Origin of the sequence: Butyrivibrio proteoclasticus B316 (assembly GCF_000145035.1) — a bacterium.
GTDB classification, from domain to species: domain Bacteria; phylum Bacillota; class Clostridia; order Lachnospirales; family Lachnospiraceae; genus Butyrivibrio; species Butyrivibrio proteoclasticus.
Genome location: NC_014387.1, coordinates 3,465,068 through 3,483,052, shown reverse-complemented (window position 1 = coordinate 3,483,052; position 17,985 = coordinate 3,465,068). Strand labels below are relative to the sequence as shown.

Here is a 17,985-nt window from a genome sequence, read left to right as displayed (position 1 = left end):
TATGGGCGCTAAGACAAAAGGGCAGTGGAGACACAGCATTAAAACTCAGCTCAGAGTAATACTGGCAGTACTGATCGTAGTGCCTATCGTTATTCTGGGAATATATATGTATGTTGTAGCCAGGAGAAATCTGATCCAGCAGACGCAAATTGCAATGCAGGGAAATACCGAAGTTATAGCAAACGGACTTGAGAGTAACTGTAAAAGAACTACAGATATTATTAAGTTTTTTACTTATGAGGAGGATTTGCGTAAAGCGCTGGAACGTGCAGAAAACGACCCTTATACACTTTCCGCAGAACTTAGCAAAAACATTGAGCCCATTATCTGGTATTACATGAGCAGTGATACCAATATTGAATCGATAAACATATATTCTGACCTGATTCCGGAGGATCATATTGGTGATTTCATGCACAAGCCTGAAACTGAGGATGAGATGACAAGATATGACCTGTGCAGAAATGAGTATAGCACCATGTGGGTAACGGATGGAAAGGGAGGAGTCTATGTGATCAAGGCTCTTCTGGATCTTGGAACTTCATCTAAACTTGTGGGAACAGTGGAATTAAAGGTCAGAAACAGCTCTTTTTTCTCGGCAATAAACAATTCGGGCTATCTTGATAATGGAATACTTGTTGTTGATGGAAAAGGAAACATAGTTATCCACAAAGGTATTGAGGATAGGAAGCTTGATACAGATATATGTAAGGTTGCCATAGACTATGGTGTCGATTTCATGGACAATGGATTTGTTGAAGGAAAAGAGTATTTTCTGTCTTCTTCAAATAAATTTGAAAATTCATGGAAGCTCTTTTATTACGTTGACAGGTCTGAGATCACGGCTGATGTTGTATCTATACTGATATCAGATATAGTTATCGCGCTGATTCTGTTTGCCCTGGCCTTTGTTGTTGCTTCTGTTTATGCAGAGAGATTTAGCCGCAGGATTAACGTGCTGAACGATATGGCGGGCGAAGTAAGAAATGGAAATTTCAACATTCAGGATGAAGATAAATCCAGAGACGAAATCGGACAGTTGTCGACAGCTATGGCTGGAATGGCAGGGCAGCTCCGAGAGATGGTGGATGAGATAAATGAGCGTAATGTAAAGGACCTCCAATCCAAGGACAACGATATTCACTACAGAGAATGGCTGTTTGACTTCGTGGTTGAACGTAATAATGATATTTTGGCGGTTGTGGATGGCGACAGCTATATTCCGAGCTTTGTGACGTCTAATGTAGAAGATGTGCTGGGAATTCCGCTCACAGATATTCAGGAAGATATAAGAAACCTTGATAAGGCACATGACCAGGAGAAAACTGACGGAATAAATATAGAAGCAGTATTTAACAAATGTAAAGAGACCGGTGAGGCATTTATACAGGATGAAATTAAACTTGAGAACATCAAAACCGGTGAGCATCTGTATTATAGAGGCATCACGGTCACAACTTTTGATGATGGCGGACAGAGAACTGCGATAGCTCTCTATGACAGAACTCAGGAGATCAGGAGAAATCATCAGCTTCAGGAAGCCCTTAATGCAGCTGAGACTGCCAATAAGGCCAAGACTAGTTTTTTGGCAAATATGTCTCATGACTTCAGGACTCCTATGAATGCGATCACCGGCTTTAATCTTCTGATCGACAAGCATGCAGAAGAGCCTGATAAGGTAAAAGAGTATACGCACAAGATAAGTCTTGCATCTCAAAATCTTTTGTCCATGCTAAATGACGTTCTGGATATGAGTAAGATTGAGAGTGGTAAGACTACGCTCGATATTAAGGAAGTGCCGATAGGTCTTTTGCTGGAGGAAATAAATTCTGTTATCAGTTTCCAGGCTAAGAATAAGAATCAGGAATATATTGTTAAGATTGAAGACATGCAGCATGACATATTTATGGGTGATAAGCAGAGAATCAATGAAATCCTCATGAATATTCTGGGCAATGCGATCAAATATACACCTGAGGGTGGTAGAATTGAGTTTACTATAAATGAGTCACCATCTTCATCTGAGGGCTTTCAGAATGTTACCTTTACTATCAAGGATAATGGTATAGGTATGAAGCCCGAGTACAAGGACAAGATATTTGATGCATTTTCCAGAGAAGAAAAGGGAGCAACCAAGACTATTCAGGGTACTGGCCTTGGAATGGCGATCACAAAGAGCCTTGTAGAACTCATGGGCGGAACTATCAGAGTTGATTCAGAAGAAGGAAAGGGAAGTACCTTTATTGTTAATCTGAGGCTCAAGGCTGTAGAAGCTGATGTTGGATTCTGGAAGGCCAATGGAATAACAACTATGCTTGTTGTTAATAGCGATATGGAAGCTGATGAGAAACACAGAAAAGCTTATGAAAAAGACAATATTGATACAACCTGTGCATATAGCGGCACAGAGGCTCTTAAGTGTATTGACAAGCTGGCGACTGAGAATAAGCATTTTGATTTTATCCTGATTGATGAGACAATTGAAGATACCACAGTTGAAGAGCTTGTTAAGAATATAAGGGCAAGAGATAGTAAGAACAACAGCCTTATATTTGCCGTTACAGATAATTATGAAATGAATGCAGATGCTCTTAGGGCAGCAGGATGTAATGATATCCTCCAAAAGCCGGTATTTGTAACTACTCTCAAGAAGGCAATTGAAGATATCACCAAGAGAAAAGTGGAAAAAGAGCAGGAGCAGACCAATCCACTTGAAGGAATGCATTTCCTTGCTGCGGAAGACAATGATATAAATGCTGATATTCTGATAGAACTCATGGATATGTTCGGAGCAACTGTAACAAGAGGCTGTAACGGACAGGAAGTAGTAGAAATGTTCAAAAACGCCAAGGAAGGCGATTATGATATGATACTTATGGACGTTCAAATGCCGGTGATGAACGGATATGAAGCGGCAGCAGCTATCAGAAGTATCCCGACTGAATGGGCTCAGAGAATACCTATTATTGCAATGACGGCAAATGCCTATGCAGATGACGTTCAGCTTGCTTTTGATGCAGGAATGAATGCGCATGTGACTAAGCCTATAGATATCAAGGTTGTTGAGAAGACAATACTACAGTTTAAGAACAAATAAAGATTTATTTTATTCTTAGAATATGAGAAAATAGGTTATTAATGGAGGGTAAAACGTGAACGGTGTAAAAAAAGTAACAGATGGAATATTTTGGATTGGTGGAAGCGACAGAAGACTTGAGCGCTTTGAAAATATTTTCCCAATCCCGGAAGGCGTTTCTTATAACAGCTATTTTATAGATGATGATAAAACAGCCGTATTCGATACAGCAGATATAACAATATCTGACCAGTATCTTGAGAATCTCAAGGATTGTCTTGACGGAAGAAAACTTGATTATCTGGTGGTATTACACATGGAGCCTGATCACTGCTCGCTTATTAGTACTGTGACAGGTCTTTTCCCTGAGGTTACAGTGGTTGGTAATGCCAAGACATTCCAGATCATGGAGCAGTTCTTCCCGGAGGCAGCAGGTTTTAATAAGCTTGAAGTCAAGGAAGGGGACAGTCTGTCTACTGGAAACCACAACTTTAAGTTTGTGACAGCTCCTATGGTGCACTGGCCTGAGGTTTTGTTTGCTTATGATGATACTTCCAAGGCGCTTTTGTGTGCTGATGCTTTTGGCACCTTTGGAGCACTTGATGGCGGCCTTTTTGCAGATGAATATGATTTTGAGAAAGTGTTCCTTAATTCTGCAAGACGCTATTATGCAAATATCGTAGGTAAGTATGGAATGCAGGTTCAGGCAGTTCTTAAAAAGGCACAGGGACTTGATATCCAGATGCTGTTACCACTTCATGGACCGGTATGGAGAAAAGATATAGCCTGGTTTATCGACAAGTATCAGAAGTGGAGTACTTACGAACCTGAGACAGAGGATATTGTTGTTATCTACGGAAGTTTGTATGGTCACACCGCAAGTGCAGCTGAAGCTGTGGCTGCGAGCATCAGAAATAAGACTAAAGCCGGTGTTAAGGTTTATGATGTATCAGGCACTGACGTGTCATATCTAATAGGGGAGGTATGGCGCTGCAAGAATATAGTGATCATGTGCCCGACATATAACAATGGTATTTATCCGCCAATGGAAAGCTTTATTGCAGATATGGCTGCCCTTGGAGTACAGAACAGGTCTTTTGCGCTAGCACAGAATGGCACATGGGCCCCTGTAACAGTCAAACTCATGACTGAAAAACTTCAGACACTTAAAAACGTGACAATTCTCGAAGAGAGTCTTACAATAAAAAGTGCACTTCATAAAAAAGATACTGACAGCCTTGAGGCATTTACAGATGCTATAGTCAAGGCATAAAAAGATGATTTTTGGAGGTTAAGTGTGAAAAAGAGTGTAAATATGTTCAAAAAGCTTGTTGCTGTAGTTGCTATGGCAGCAACAGTTTCATGTGGTGTTATGGCATCTCATGTTGTAACTGATAATGCAGGTGTTGTTGCAGAGGCAGCAGGAAGACCTGTGAGCATTAATTCCTGTGTGATACAGGGAGGAACAGTTGTAGCTAATGTTTCCTGCAAGTCAGTTCCGGCATCTGATGATGGCAAATTCTATCTATACGCTGATGAAGTATATCAGGATGGTACAACAGGAAAAATAGTTGCTACTACAGAGAGAGGAACAAGTGCCACATTTTCTTTTCCTCTTGGATATAATTCAGGTGAATCTAATCTTTCCAAGAAATTTCTGGTTGCAGTAAAGAGTGGCGGATCAATGATCCAGGTAAGTGATGAGCACTATATCACAAACCCTGAGGGAAATGCCTACAAGACAGTAGCCAGAAATGATCACGGCATCAAGGGAATTCTTCCTACAAATGCAGATGCAGCTACATTCAAGGATTTAGGTGTTGCCCAGATGGTTTACAACCTCTACATGGGAGACATTGTTTGTGACGCATCAGTTCCGGGAGCTATCCTCTTTAATTACAATGGAACCGATTATTATTTCAATCCGGCTACACTTGGTCAGTATGATGCTTTTGTTCGCTGGTGTCATGTAAGTGGATTCCAGCTCACAATGACAATTCTCAACAATAAGACAGAAGCCGGAGCAGACCTTATCCACCCTCTTTCAAGAGATTCACACGTTTGTCCAGGTTATGCCATGAATACCAAGGAAGATGGCGGTACACAGCACCTCAAGGCAATCGCAGCTTTCCTTGCAAACAGATATTCAGGCGGCGCTTACGGAACAATTGATAACTGGGTAATTGGTAACGAAGTAAATGCCAGAACAGAGTGGTATTACATGAGTTCAACAAATCTTGAACTCAATGTAAGCGAATATGTTAAGGCATTCCGAATTTTCTACAATGAGATCAAGGCTGTTAATGCCAACGCCAAGATTTATAATTCAATCGATCAGGAATGGCAGAGAAAATCAAATCCCGGATGTTCACTTGCCAAGGACTTCCTCGACAGATTCAACTACTACATGGCAAGAGAAGGTAATGTTGATTGGGGACTTTCAGTTCACCCATACAATGCACCTTTGTTCGACCCATATGCTTGGAAACAGCAGGCTCAGTACGTTAGCAACAATGTAACAAGTAAGTATATTACAATAGAGAACCTTTATGTTCTGACAGATTATATGTGTCAGTCTTCATTCCTTGCTCCATCAGGCAAGGTTCGTGATATAGCACTTTCAGAGATTGGCTATACATCTGAATTTGGTGAAGAATATCAGGCAGCATCTATAGCTTACGCTTACACAATGGCTGCTACTAATCCATATATCAAGTCATTCATCCTCTTTAGAGAGACTGATGATGCACATGAGATGGAGAGCCACATAGCTCAGGGCCTCAAGAATCTTGATGGATCTCACAAAATGTCTTACGATTTCTATAAGGCAATGGGAACCGCTCAGCAGGAGACTTACAAAGCTAAGGCATCAGCAGTGATCGGTGCAGATATCAATTCACTGGTTGCTAACAGAACATTCCTTACTAGAAACGGCTGGTTTTTAAATGACTAACTTAGATAAAGAATTAGAAACACTTAATAAGATTACAAATATGCAGAAGAACCTTCTTGGAAGCATCTATGGAGATTTCTTCTCGACAGGAAACAGCGGATCATCTGTAGGGACAAATGGTAGCAGCGCTTCAGGTTCAAATGGTAATGCATCAGGAAATACCAATACAACCAAGGATCCTGAGAAAATAGAACAGGAAAAGAAAATAGGAGAAGCTGCAGACTCCCTTGGAAATGCAATCGACAATGCAAATGCAGCTCTTGGAGAAGCCAAGAATCTCCTTGCTTCCGGCCCTGATATCAAGACTGCTACAGAAACAGAAGAAAAGCCTGAGGAGCCTGAAGAGGATCCAATGGAGTCTCTTGATAAGCTCATTGGACTTGCAGGTATCAAGGATGACGTCAAAGAGCTTGCAGCCTTCGTCAAGGTACAGAAAGCCAGACAGGATCAGGGACTTAAGTCAGTTCCGGTATCACTTCACCTTGTATTTACAGGTAATCCGGGAACAGGTAAGACAACAGTTGCCAGAATTATTGCCAGAATATACAAGCAGATAGGAGTATTGTCTAAAGGTCAGCTCGTTGAAGTGGACAGATCCGGCCTTGTAGCAGGATATGTAGGACAGACAGCTATTAAGACTTCCGAGCAGATCAAGAAAGCTAAGGGCGGAGTTCTCTTTATTGATGAGGCATATGCTCTTTCCCAGAAGGATGATGCATTCGGCCAGGAAGCCATCGATACTATCCTCAAGGCAATGGAAGATAACAGAGATGACTTTGTTGTTATCGTAGCAGGCTACACAGAGCCTATGAAGAAATTCATCGAGTCTAATCCTGGACTTAAGTCAAGGTTCAACAAGTACATTGAGTTCCCGGACTATAATATCGACGAACTCGAAGAAATCTTCTATATGAACTGCGACAAGTATGATTACAAGGTTGATGAGGATGTTAAGCACCAGATCAGAGCCCTTATCACAGCCAAGAAGATTGAGAATATTGATAACTTTGCAAATGCAAGAGAAGTCAGAAACCTCTTCGAAGAGATCATCACCAATCAGGCAAGGAGGATTTCTACTATCGAGAATCCTACAGGCAATGATATGATGACAATCCTTCGTGAGGATCTCGAAGACCTGTCTATCATTGCAGATAACAAGAATAGTGATAGTGATGATGCTCCATCGCAAGCTTGAGCTTGTAAAGTTACAAAAATACTGATATAATCGATAATGCTTGCGGAACATCAGCAAGCATTATCATTTTCATTATTGTTTACTATCGAGGCGTGGCTCAGTTTGGTAGAGCGCTGCGTTCGGGACGCAGAGGTCGCAAGTTCGAATCTTGTCGCCTCGACTTAGTAATAAAGCGGGTTTGAGGATTTCTCAGACCCGCTTTATTACTAAATACAAGGGGAGGATAAGGATGAGGAGGAATTGTACGAATTGGTAAGTAATAAGATAGATATTAAATTAGCAGATATTGATTTCATTAGACCTTCCATTGAATATGCAAAAGAGATTGGCGATTACAGACAGGAATTTCTTGATAACGGAGATCATATGGATGGATGCGGTCCGCTTAGAAAACATGAGAATCCAGAGGAATACATAGAAATCTGTGAGCAAAAGAGAAATCCTGATACCGCAGAGGTTGCAGGAGGACGAGCGGAGCAGTTTTTACTTGTGAGAAGATCAGATAACAGGCTGGTTGCAATGGCGCAGTACAGATTTGGCGTTGATCCAAAATTTTGCATAGGATACTCAGTACGCCCTTCTGAGAGAGGAAAGGGTTATGCAAAGATGGCATTACAGAATCTGCTCGTGTGGCTTAAGGATAAAGGCCAGGTGAGCACCTCAATTGCTTGCGAACCATCCAATGAGGCAAGTAAAAAGGTTATCCTTAGTTGCGGTGGAAGGCTGATAGATACATGTACCTATAAAGGGATTGATCTGATGGTTTTTGAGATACCAATTGAATGAGGTAAGACTTTGATAAAACGTGTTACAGAATTAAACGAATACAATGTCTTTCTTGCCGTAGCAGAAGAACCAAAATTTTTATAATGCTTGAAAAAGCCTGGGCTAATTGAGATGTCTCAACTAACCCGGGCTTTATAATATTCACTTGATATATATTGGCGATTTATAATGTGATTAAGCGTTATAAATCGCCAGATTATATTATTGATATAATGTTTTGGCGATTTATACGACAAAAGAGAGATATTAAGACTATTGGAATTCACGGACTGATACATGTCATGAATTTATGACGATCTAGGAACTGTTCAGCCTTACTTATCAAGGTATCTTTACGTCTTGGAAAGTCTCCGGTAGAAACTACAGTAACTTCAATGCCATCATTTTCTTTTATAAACAGAGTAAGACTTTCTGAATAATCAGAACTTGAAGTAAAGAAACAGTCATATTTGTAAAAACTTAAGACTGCGGCATTATCGGCAAAGAATGAGTGTAGCACAATGATCATCAGCTCAATTTCTGGAATACTTCATTTGCCTTTTTAATTTCCAAAAAGAAGCTTATGTAATAAACTACAGCGCCAATAACATAGGGAATAGTTACAGAGACAAACATGTCATGGTAAGCGGAAGGAGAAGTCTCTGTAAAACGCCCCAATATCCATATGCCCAAAAAGACGAAGCCAATAAGCACCAGGTACTGTCCGATAACCACAGGAATAAAAGGAAAACGCTGCAGATAATAATGGAGGGATAAAATAAAAGTCGCAAGAATAGATATTCCAAGGCATATAAAAATGTTTTCTGTGTAGTTTTTATCTAAATAGCCTGTAACCTTTTCCAGGATGAGTTTTCCACACACTATGAGTGTGAAGGTTACACAGACAATGGATATAAAATTGTTTTTGTTAATTAGCTTCATTTTTTTTCTCCTGAATGTGCTTAAGTGCCTGATAGAATTCTGCTCTGTAGCCTCTGTTCATAACGATGCACTCGTCGTTTTTGAGATATATAAGAGTCCTCATGTTTAGGTCGCCCTGAAGGCGCTTTATTTTGTACAGATTGACGATGCAGGACTTGCTGATACGCACAAAGCCAGCTTCTTTATGGTCATCAATGATATTTTGAAGTGTCTCTTTTACCTCAAGACAGGTGTTACTGGTGTAGCCAAAGGTCTTGCGGTCTACAGTTTCAAAATAAAAAATGGAAGAAAGAGGAACTGTCACCCTCTTCCCATCAGAGATTCCTTCTATGTATTTAAGTGCAGGCCGCAGTCTTTCGAGTACTGCGGCCGTTTCACCATCTATCTCATCGTAATGTAATTCCAGATAATTTTCTTCCAGATTTTCCTCTTTGGTCTTAAGAAACTTCATTTTAACCCCTTATAAAATAAACATAATGCAGAGGAATAAGTAGGAAAGTTTAATATTTCTGTTTGTAAGCAGATACGCGCCACCGAATACAAAACCGCCGATAGCAGTAGAGATTCCATCTACCATATTTCCTTTTGTGAGCCAGTGGCCAAGTCCCCAGGTAAGTGCTACTACAATTCCTCCATAGGGAATCTTATCATTTTTGAACCACTTTTCAAATGCATACTGACCAAAAACAATGACAAGAAGTACTAGGAAAACTTCGAAAAGATAGTAAATATACTGGAATGTGAAAAGAACTGTACCCTTATGTGCAAACTCTTTAAGAACCTTGCTTCCGCCCCAGTCAATCCATGTAGAAATCAGTACAAGTACTGTTCCTGTGATTAGAAGGATCCACTGGAAAAGAGACATCTCTTTTGCACCCTGTAAAAGACTTTTTTGTTTAAAATTCTTGATAAGGTCGATATCTGATTTGCGAGCACAGTCTTTGACAATATACATTCCGCCAAGTCCCCATACGATGCAGGTCAGTGTCCAGTGAAGAATATTCTGCCATGGTGCATAACTCTTCCAATCACTGTATCCGTATATGTTGTATTCAATTACATAAGTAAGTAAAAGCTCAAAGCCGATAACTCCAAAAGCCCCTAAGGAGTAGCTAAGGAAATCAAGTCCCTGGAAAAATCTGTTTCTTTTCTTTGTAAGTGTCTGTGTATTCATGGTAAAAGCTCCTTTTTGTAGTGGTTTCTCTTGATGTATATACCTTACTAAGTTCGGAGCCTTGCTACAATATTTTAGATGCTAAGTTGCAATCAGCAGTGCTTAAGTTGCAATCCCTTACAAAAATGTAAGGTAACAAGAAGGAAATGTAAGCCAAATAAAAGGCAGGGCATTTCCTTTTTTGTTACCATTTCATTGTCGGAAAAAGTTAAGTCAACATAATACGTGCGGAAATAAATTCCTGATGACACGATGAAAAGGAGTATGAAATGAAAGTGTTAAAAAAGATTGGAAAAGTATTATTGATTATTGTATTAGTGATCAGCACATTGCTGGTTGTAGGACTAAATTATAAGACAGTCCTTGCAATGCACAAAAATAAAACGGTAGTTGAAAACGCAGTAGCTGTATCGGAAATTGACATACCTGACAGCGTGCAGATTGTAGGTCTTGGCGAGGCAACCCACGGAAGTGCGGAATTTCAGGAGTCCAAGCTTGATGTATTCAAAATGCTAGTGGAAAAAGAGGGATATAGTGCGTTCTGCCTTGAAGCAGACTTCGGGGATTGCCTTAGAGCCAATGAATTTGTTCAGGGCGGCGAAGGTGATGCCAGAGAAGTTGCTAATAATTTGAGTTTTAATCTTTACCACACCCAGCAGATGGCAGATCTTCTTGATTGGATGAGAGAGTATAACGCTTCTGTTTCAGAAGATAAGAAGATAAGATTTTACGGCTTTGACATGCAGAATCCGGAAAAGAGCGTAGAGTACCTATATGACTACATGAAGAAAAACAACATTACAGTCAAAGAGACTTCAGAAATTGAATACTTTATTGATGAGAACAGAACTGAGTCTATGACTGAAGATGGTGTTAAAAAGGTTAAAGAAGAGCTTGAAGATATCAAAAAAGAGGTAATTGCTGCGGCTACAAATGATCAGGACTTAGATGTCAATTTCGCTACTAAAGCTGCCGATAATATTGCTACATGTGTTGACTATGTGTTTGCTGATAAGGCTACATTAGCAGCAAGAGATAGGGCAATGGCTGACAACGTATCATGGATTCTTGATCTTGAAAAGAAAATCGGATCAGGTAAGATCATGCTGGCAGCCCATGATGGACATATTTCCAAAAAGCCACATTTTAGTTTAGCGCAGGCAGTAACTATGGGAGGTCTACTTAAAGAAAAATATGGTGATGCATACTACAGTCTTGGTACAGACTTTTTCAAAGGAAAAACAAATGCAAGAGTAGAAAGTATGACTTCTGATGAGTATAAGAGAAAAGACTTTTTCTTTACTACAGCTGATCCTATAGCTTATCAGGCCAAGTACATGGAATATAAGAGATTTTACCTGGACTTTGAGAGCATTTCATCTGAGGATAACAAGGAACTTTATGACCTGGTTCATTCGGATGTAACTATGGGAACTTTTGGAGAAGCAGTATCAGATATGTATTATCTGGTGCATTATGCTTACAGAATTGAGATGGCACCAGCTGATCTTTATGATGGAATGATCTATTACTATAGCGTTTGCGCAACTTCACCGCAGTACTAAGTGTGCGAAAATGGACGGAGTCAGTGGTCCATTATGCTCGACAACAAACACTTTTCGAATTAGAATCGAAGGAGACTAGATGGTGAAAGGCGTGAATATGAGAAAAGTATTTATTGTTGAGGATGATGAAATAATAGCAGGGCAGGTTGCCAAGCACCTTGAAACCTGGCAGATGAAGCCATTTAAGGCTCAGGACTTTCAGAATATCATTGGGGAATTTGAGAAAGCGCAGCCTGATATAGTTCTTATGGATTTAAAACTTCCTGCCTATAACGGATTTTACTGGTGTAGCGAGATCAGGAAGATATCTCAGGTTCCCATTGTGTTCCTGTCATCAGCGGATGACAATATGAATATAGTAATGGCCATGAATATGGGAGCTGATGACTTTATCGCCAAGCCCTTTGACCTGCAGGTTCTGACAGCCAAGATACAGGCGATCCTTCGCAGGAGTTATGGAGAGAGCATTGCAGTTCATGAGCTTGAGGTAAAAAATGTGAGGCTAAACCTTGACGATACTTCCGCAAGCGTAGGGGACAACAGGCTTGATCTTACCAAGAATGAATACCTGATTCTCAAAACCCTGATGGAGCAGCAGGGAAAAGTGGTTTCCAGAGAAACAATCATGGAGAGACTCTGGGGAGCAGATGAGTTTGTTGACGATAACACACTAACTGTCAACGTTACCAGAATCCGCAAAAAGCTCGATGCAGCAGGAGCTGAGGATTTCATAGCAACCAAGAGAGGAATGGGATACATTGTTGGGGAAGAATAAATTCTGGGAAAAGAGTAAAGTGCTCATAGTTACCAATGCATTACAGGCAGCGGTGCTCATAATTGCAGGCGTTTTATACAACATAGAAAGCGAATTTCTGTTTTATGAAATTAGCTTTCTTTTTCTGCTTACAGCTGTAGCCATTGTAATAAACTATAGACAAAATAAGGAAGAAATTTCTGAAACTACAGAGAAAAAGACAGAAGAACTGAGAGATACCAGATGGGAACAGATGCGGGAAAAAGAGGACTTTTTTGCCTTGTGGGCCCATCAGATAAAGACTCCTATCGCTGCTCTTAAGCTCCTTTTCCAGGACGAAGAGCCTTCTATCGGAGATTGTAAAAGAGAGCTTTTTAAGATTGAAAACTATGTCAGCATGGCCCTTAATTATCTGCGATTTGATGATATGTCAGGAGATTTGGTCCTCGAGAGATGCCAGCTTGAGCCCCTTATCAAACAGGTGGTAAAAAAGTTTTCAACAATCTTTATTTATCAGCATCTTACTGTGGAATTTAAAGACCTTGATAAAGAGATATTAACAGACGAGAAGTGGTTTTCTTTTGTGCTGGAGCAGGTTTTATCTAATGCTCTCAAATATACTAAGACAGGCGGAATTAAGATTTTTTCGCGAGACATAGATAATTTAGATGCACATCAGGAAATCTTTTCCCGGAATGGAATAGAAATTGTAATAAGAGACACTGGTGTTGGCATTAAGAGCGAAGACCTTCCAAGAGTATTTGAAAAGGGCTATACCGGCTACAATGGCAGAATAGATAAAAAGGCCAGTGGACTTGGACTCTACATGTGCAAGGGAGTCTGCGACAAGCTTGGCCACAAGATCCGTATTGAATCTGAGGTGGGGCGTGGAACTGACGTTATCATCACAGTTCTGCGAGAGAAGATATCTGCCAGTGACGTAAAGAGATATTGATAGAATTCTTTTTAAAAGTGCCTTAACCTTACAAAAATGTAAGTCAGCATAGAGGAAATGTAAGCCAAATAAAAGGCAACGCATTTCCTTTTTTGATAACCTTATATTGTCGAGAGACGAGATACAAGAAAAACATAAAAATGGGACAGAAAAAATGGACTGCAAACCCCGTCCACAAGGTCCAAAATAGCGGAGGAAGAAATGTCAGTTTTAGAAGTAAATCACGTAAAAAAAGTATATAAAACAAGAATGGGTACTGAGTCAGTTACTGCCCTTAAGGATGTTCATTTTAGTGTTGAAAAAGGCGAGTTTGTAGCAATCATGGGAGAGTCCGGAAGCGGCAAGACAACTCTTTTAAATATCCTTGCAAGCCTTGACATTCCAACAGCAGGTAAGGTCCTGGTAAATGGCAAAGACTTCTCATCACTTAAGGATGGAGAAAGAGCTATCATGAGAAGAAACAATCTTGGATTTATCTTCCAGGATTTCAACCTTCTTGATAACTTTACGATTGAGGATAACATCAAGCTCCCGCTTGTTCTTGCAGGCGAAGACTATAAGACAATGGATGAAAAAGTTGCGCCACTAGTTAAAACACTTGGCATTGAAGCTCTTCTTCATAAGTATCCATACGAGGTTTCAGGTGGACAGAAGCAGAGAACAGCAGTAGCAAGAGCACTTATCACAAAGCCTCAGATCCTCCTTGCAGATGAGCCTACAGGAGCGCTTGATTCCAAGGCAGCAACAAATCTCATGCATCAGCTAAGAGATATCCACAAGAGCGGACAGACAATCCTTATGGTTACTCATAGTAATGTGGCTGCAAGCTACGCAGACAGAGTAATGTTCATAAGAGATGGTGAAGTTTTCCACCAGATATACAGAGGCCAGATGTCCAGAAGCGAGATGCTTGATAAAATCTGCGATTCAGTAACAGTACTCATGAGGGGAGGAGAAGACGGTGAACAGTAATCTTCTTAGCAGACTTGCCTTCAACGGTCTTAAAAATAACAAAAAGACAATATTGCCGTACGTTTTAGTAAGTTCTATAACGGTAATGGTTTTCCACATTTTGATGTCACTTATTTACAGCAGATTTCTTGTAAGTAATGGACATCCAATGTTCTACGGAGCAGACTATATCGTACTGTTCCTGCACTTTGGAAGTATTGCAGTAGCAATTTTCTCAGTAATATTTCTCATGTATGGCAACAGATTTGTCCAGAAGTCAGGTAAAAAAGAAATCGGATTATATGGTGTTTTAGGGCTTAGCAAGAAAAATGTCAGCAGAATTCTCCTGATACAAAGCAGCGTTCAGGCATTATCTTCTATGGCATTTGGAATCCTTGCAAGCGTATTTGTGAATAAACTTGTAGTTCTTTTCCTGTATAAGCTGGTTCATCAGCCTGTTGTAAAGGGAATGGAGTTCTCATTAAAGGCAACAATAATTACAGTCATATTCTTTGGATTTATTTTTATCAGCCTCTTTGTTTTCAATCTTTTGGAAGTACGCCTTGGAAATCCAATTGATCTTTTAAAGAGTGAGAATCTGGGAGAAAAAGAGCCAAAGACAAAATGGGCCCTTCTTGTGATCGGAGTAGTAACTCTTTTTGCAGGCTATTATATAGCGGTTAATATTGAAAACACATTTTCTGCTATCAGTTCACTTTTTACAGCAATTGTCCTTGTAACTATAGGAACATATGCACTGTTCATCGCAGGAACAATTTTTGTTCTCAAGATGCTCAAGAAGAATAAAAAATATTATTACCAGACAAGGCACTTTATCAGCCTTTCAAACCTTATTTTCAGAATGAAGCACAACGCTGCGGGCCTTGCATCTATATGTATATTATCCACAGCCGTAATTCTTCTGATGGTGTGTTCAAGTTCACTTGTAATGCTGGGCGAGCAGAATATAAACAGCATGTTCAGACGTGACATCGTTACCTGGTGTAAAAATGATGGAAGTCATACTGCCGAAAGCCTTGAAGAAACTTTAGATGAAGCTCTTTTGGCGGGAAATGTAGAAGGAACTGAAAAAATAGTAAGACTCTACCATGAAGATTTGTGCTTTGCAGGTGGAGAGGGGCTTACACCATTAACAAGAATGACTGCGGATTTTTCACAAATGAGAGTCGTATATATGATCACGGCCGAACAGTATAATGCTTACACCGGTGAAAATATAAGCCTTGGCGAATGCGAGATTCTCCGCTACAGCTCTGCAGATAAGGTAAAAAATGGTACCCTTTCATTATTTGGTAAGAACTATCAGGTTAAAGAGAAAATCGGAAACGGTTGTCTTGTTGAGACCTTTGATCCATCAATGGGACTATTTGCAAAAGAGATAATTGTTGTTTCAGATGAAAATGAAATTGCCTCTCTGATAGAAGCCAAGAACATATGTCTAAATGGAGAAAAGGCCTTACTTGATGGATACGATGGTTGCTATCTTGGGTTTAATGTTCCAAAGGATGCCGACCAGAGTAATGTAGATATCGTCAGAAATGAACTGTCTTCAAAACTTGGAAATGCAGAAATCAGCTACAAGGCTGAAGAAAAGAAAGTTTTTTACAGTATCTACGGCGGAACATTTTTTGTGGGAATTTTCCTTGCAGCTCTTTTCCTCATCGCAACCGTGATGATCATCTTCTACAAGCAGATGTCAGAAGGTATAGAGGATAAAAAGAGATTTGAAATTCTCTCAAATGCTGGCTTATCGGACAAAGAAGCAAAAGGTGTTATCAGAAACCAGGTAATGATAATGTTCTTCCTTCCCGCGATATGCGCAATTATCCACATTATTTTTGCAAGCAGGATATTAAGACTTTTCCTTGCAATGATCCTATACGTTGACACATTTACATTCAATCTTGCGATTGCAATAGTAAGTCTGGTATTCCTAGGTGCTTACGCTTTGGTATATTTGATCACATCCAGACAATACTATGAAATCGTATATGGAAAATAACATAATTTAGATTTCCTTTAGAATTGCAGGCCCCCGTCTTTGGTATAATGATTACAGATTGATTATAACGAGGCGGGGGAAAATGGAGTTTATCGGTAAAAAACAGAAAAGGCAGATAATAATCGTAAGTATTATTTATCTGACCATGATCTTTCTATGTGTACAGTTCTTGTATCTTAAAGGAATTCATAATCTTCTTCCAATCTATGTTTTTAATATTTCCGGGGATATTTTTGGAATGGCAGTGGGATATCTGGTTTTTGCCTGCTGCATTATTGATGTTCAGAAAAATGGTTCAGACCTTAAATATTTGTTGTATCTGCTTAATGCAGCATATGTAGGCCTTTTTGCAGATGCGATAGCATGGCTTGTAGACGGCGATCCCAACCTGATACCAATAAATATGATAGATAATACTATATATTATATGTGTGCTCCGGCAGAAGCTTACTGCTTTTGGCTGTACACCATGAATTATCTTGGTATAAATAAGGGAATAATACAGAAGGCGGGAAAAGTACTCAGAGTAGGCTTTTTCATAGCAATAGGCCTTAGAATTATCAATCTATTCACTGGTATATATTTTACTATTGGTCCTGATGGAGTTTATCATAGATCACCATTGTACCCGATTTCACTTATATTTGCTTTTCTGACGCTTATATCAGCACTGATTGCAGTGTGGATTGAAAAAAAACATCTGCAGTTGTATCAGGTAGTTGTATTTTTTATTTATGCATTTGCACCGCTTATAGTCGGAGTCATGACACTGGCTGTATATGGCTTATCGCTAAGTGCCGGCGTGATAATGCTGGTAATTCTACTCATGTATGGCGTCCTGAACGTGGCGCAGGGAAGAGATAAAGTTGTTGCAGACAGAGACCTTACTCTTGCATCTGCTATCCAGGAAAACGTTCTTCCCAAAACATTTCCGTATCTTCCTGAGAGAAAAGAGTTTGATCTGTTCGCAACGATGACCCCGGCAAAAGAGGTGGGTGGTGACTTTTATGACTTCTTTATGCTGGATGATGATCACCTTACGCTGGTCATGGCAGATGTATCTGGAAAAGGAATCCCTGCGGCTCTTTTCATGATGGTTTCAAGGACTCTCATTAGAAACAGGATGCTCATGGGAGAGAGCCCCGGAAAAGCTCTTGAGAGTGTCAATGAGCAGCTTTGTGAAGGAAACAAGGCAGAGCTTTTTGTAACTGTCTGGCTGGCAGTCATATCTCTTTCAACGGGAGAAGGAATTGCTGTAAATGCAGGACATGAACACCCGGTTCTTCGCAGAAAGGACGGGGAATACGAAATTGTAGCCTACAAACACTCCCCGGCGGTAGCAACTATAGAAGGAATAAGGTTTAGAGAGCATGAGTTTAAGTTAAATCCGGGAGATAGCTTGTTTGTGTACACTGATGGCGTTCCGGAAGCGACCAACGAGGACAATGAGCTCTTTGGAACAACTAGAATGTTAGAAGCGCTCAATGCCAACCCGGATGCACGACCGGAGGCTTTGCTTGAAGACATTAAGGCATCGATAGATAAATTTGTCGGGGATGCCAAGCAGTTTGATGACATTACAATGCTGGGAATGCACTATTTTGGACCATGAGAATAAACACAGAAGGCGTT

At 40.1% G+C, this 17,985-nt stretch carries 15 protein-coding genes and 1 tRNA gene; 12 read left to right on the top strand and 4 right to left on the bottom strand.

Translation table 11 applies throughout. The annotated features are described in order from the left end of the window. The first annotated feature begins 1 nt into the window (after position 1). From BPR_RS14725 to BPR_RS20055, 6 genes are all read left to right on the top strand, one after another. Positions 2–3,097, top strand: coding sequence for an ATP-binding protein (locus tag BPR_RS14725; protein WP_013282281.1), 3,096 nt, complete (start codon positions 2–4; stop codon positions 3,095–3,097). A gap of 55 nt (positions 3,098–3,152) precedes the next feature. Continuing rightward, entirely contained in the window at positions 3,153–4,349 is a 1,197-nt protein-coding gene (locus tag BPR_RS14720; protein ID WP_013282280.1) for an FprA family A-type flavoprotein, read from the top strand. A gap of 24 nt (positions 4,350–4,373) precedes the next feature. Further along, positions 4,374–6,029: a DUF5722 domain-containing protein gene (locus tag BPR_RS14715; protein WP_013282279.1), complete on the top strand. Its 1,656-nt coding sequence runs from the start codon at positions 4,374–4,376 to the stop codon at positions 6,027–6,029. Further along, a complete protein-coding gene (locus BPR_RS14710) occupies positions 6,022–7,224 on the top strand; it encodes an AAA family ATPase (protein WP_013282278.1) in 1,203 nt (400 codons plus the stop codon). The genes BPR_RS14715 and BPR_RS14710 overlap by 8 nt, the downstream gene beginning before the upstream one ends. A gap of 86 nt (positions 7,225–7,310) precedes the next feature. Beyond that, positions 7,311–7,384, top strand: a tRNA-Pro gene (locus BPR_RS14705). A gap of 89 nt (positions 7,385–7,473) precedes the next feature. Continuing rightward, the gene (locus BPR_RS20055; RefSeq protein ID WP_052301836.1) at positions 7,474–8,010 is read left to right on the top strand and encodes a GNAT family N-acetyltransferase; all 537 of its coding nucleotides are present in this window, start codon (positions 7,474–7,476) and stop codon (positions 8,008–8,010) included. 262 nt (positions 8,011–8,272) lie between these two features. On the opposite strand, the gene BPR_RS14695 is transcribed toward BPR_RS20055, so the two are convergent. Genes BPR_RS14695 through BPR_RS21095 form a run of 4 tightly spaced genes read right to left on the bottom strand, consistent with a single transcriptional unit; the run spans position 8,273 to position 10,105 of the window. Next, positions 8,273–8,518, bottom strand: a complete 246-nt coding sequence (locus BPR_RS14695; protein ID WP_042257193.1) for a hypothetical protein — start codon at positions 8,516–8,518, stop codon at positions 8,273–8,275. Then, positions 8,518–8,931 (bottom strand): DUF6608 family protein, encoded by a 414-nt coding sequence (locus BPR_RS14690; RefSeq protein WP_026662485.1) that lies wholly within the window; start codon positions 8,929–8,931, stop codon positions 8,518–8,520. Before BPR_RS14690 ends, BPR_RS14695 begins: the two co-directional genes overlap by 1 nt. Further along, positions 8,918–9,382 carry a LytTR family DNA-binding domain-containing protein gene (locus tag BPR_RS14685; RefSeq protein ID WP_013282276.1) on the bottom strand — a complete coding sequence of 155 codons (465 nt, stop codon included), beginning with the start codon at positions 9,380–9,382 and terminating at the stop codon, positions 8,918–8,920. Before BPR_RS14685 ends, BPR_RS14690 begins: the two co-directional genes overlap by 14 nt. A gap of 9 nt (positions 9,383–9,391) precedes the next feature. After that, on the bottom strand, positions 9,392–10,105 hold the full coding sequence (locus tag BPR_RS21095) for a hypothetical protein (RefSeq protein ID WP_013282275.1): 714 nt from the start codon (positions 10,103–10,105) through the stop codon (positions 9,392–9,394). A 269-nt stretch (positions 10,106–10,374) separates the two neighbouring features. Here BPR_RS21095 and BPR_RS14675 point away from each other — a divergent pair, with 269 nt between their 5' ends. The 6 genes from BPR_RS14675 to BPR_RS20045 all read left to right on the top strand — a co-directional run bounded on the left by BPR_RS14675 (position 10,375) and on the right by BPR_RS20045 (position 17,965). Beyond that, a complete protein-coding gene (locus BPR_RS14675) occupies positions 10,375–11,670 on the top strand; it encodes an erythromycin esterase family protein (protein WP_013282274.1) in 1,296 nt (431 codons plus the stop codon). A gap of 97 nt (positions 11,671–11,767) precedes the next feature. Next, a complete protein-coding gene (locus BPR_RS14670; protein ID WP_042258119.1) occupies positions 11,768–12,445 on the top strand; it encodes a response regulator transcription factor in 678 nt (225 codons plus the stop codon). After that, positions 12,432–13,379, top strand: coding sequence for a sensor histidine kinase (locus BPR_RS14665; protein WP_242662172.1), 948 nt, complete (start codon positions 12,432–12,434; stop codon positions 13,377–13,379). The genes BPR_RS14670 and BPR_RS14665 overlap by 14 nt, the downstream gene beginning before the upstream one ends. A gap of 201 nt (positions 13,380–13,580) precedes the next feature. Then, a complete protein-coding gene (locus tag BPR_RS14660; RefSeq protein WP_013282271.1) occupies positions 13,581–14,351 on the top strand; it encodes an ABC transporter ATP-binding protein in 771 nt (256 codons plus the stop codon). Continuing rightward, positions 14,341–16,353: an FtsX-like permease family protein gene (locus BPR_RS14655; protein ID WP_013282270.1), complete on the top strand. Its 2,013-nt coding sequence runs from the start codon at positions 14,341–14,343 to the stop codon at positions 16,351–16,353. The genes BPR_RS14660 and BPR_RS14655 overlap by 11 nt, the downstream gene beginning before the upstream one ends. Before the next feature lie 82 nt (positions 16,354–16,435). Continuing rightward, positions 16,436–17,965: a PP2C family protein-serine/threonine phosphatase gene (locus BPR_RS20045; RefSeq protein WP_013282269.1), complete on the top strand. Its 1,530-nt coding sequence runs from the start codon at positions 16,436–16,438 to the stop codon at positions 17,963–17,965. Positions 17,966–17,985 lie beyond the last annotated feature (20 nt).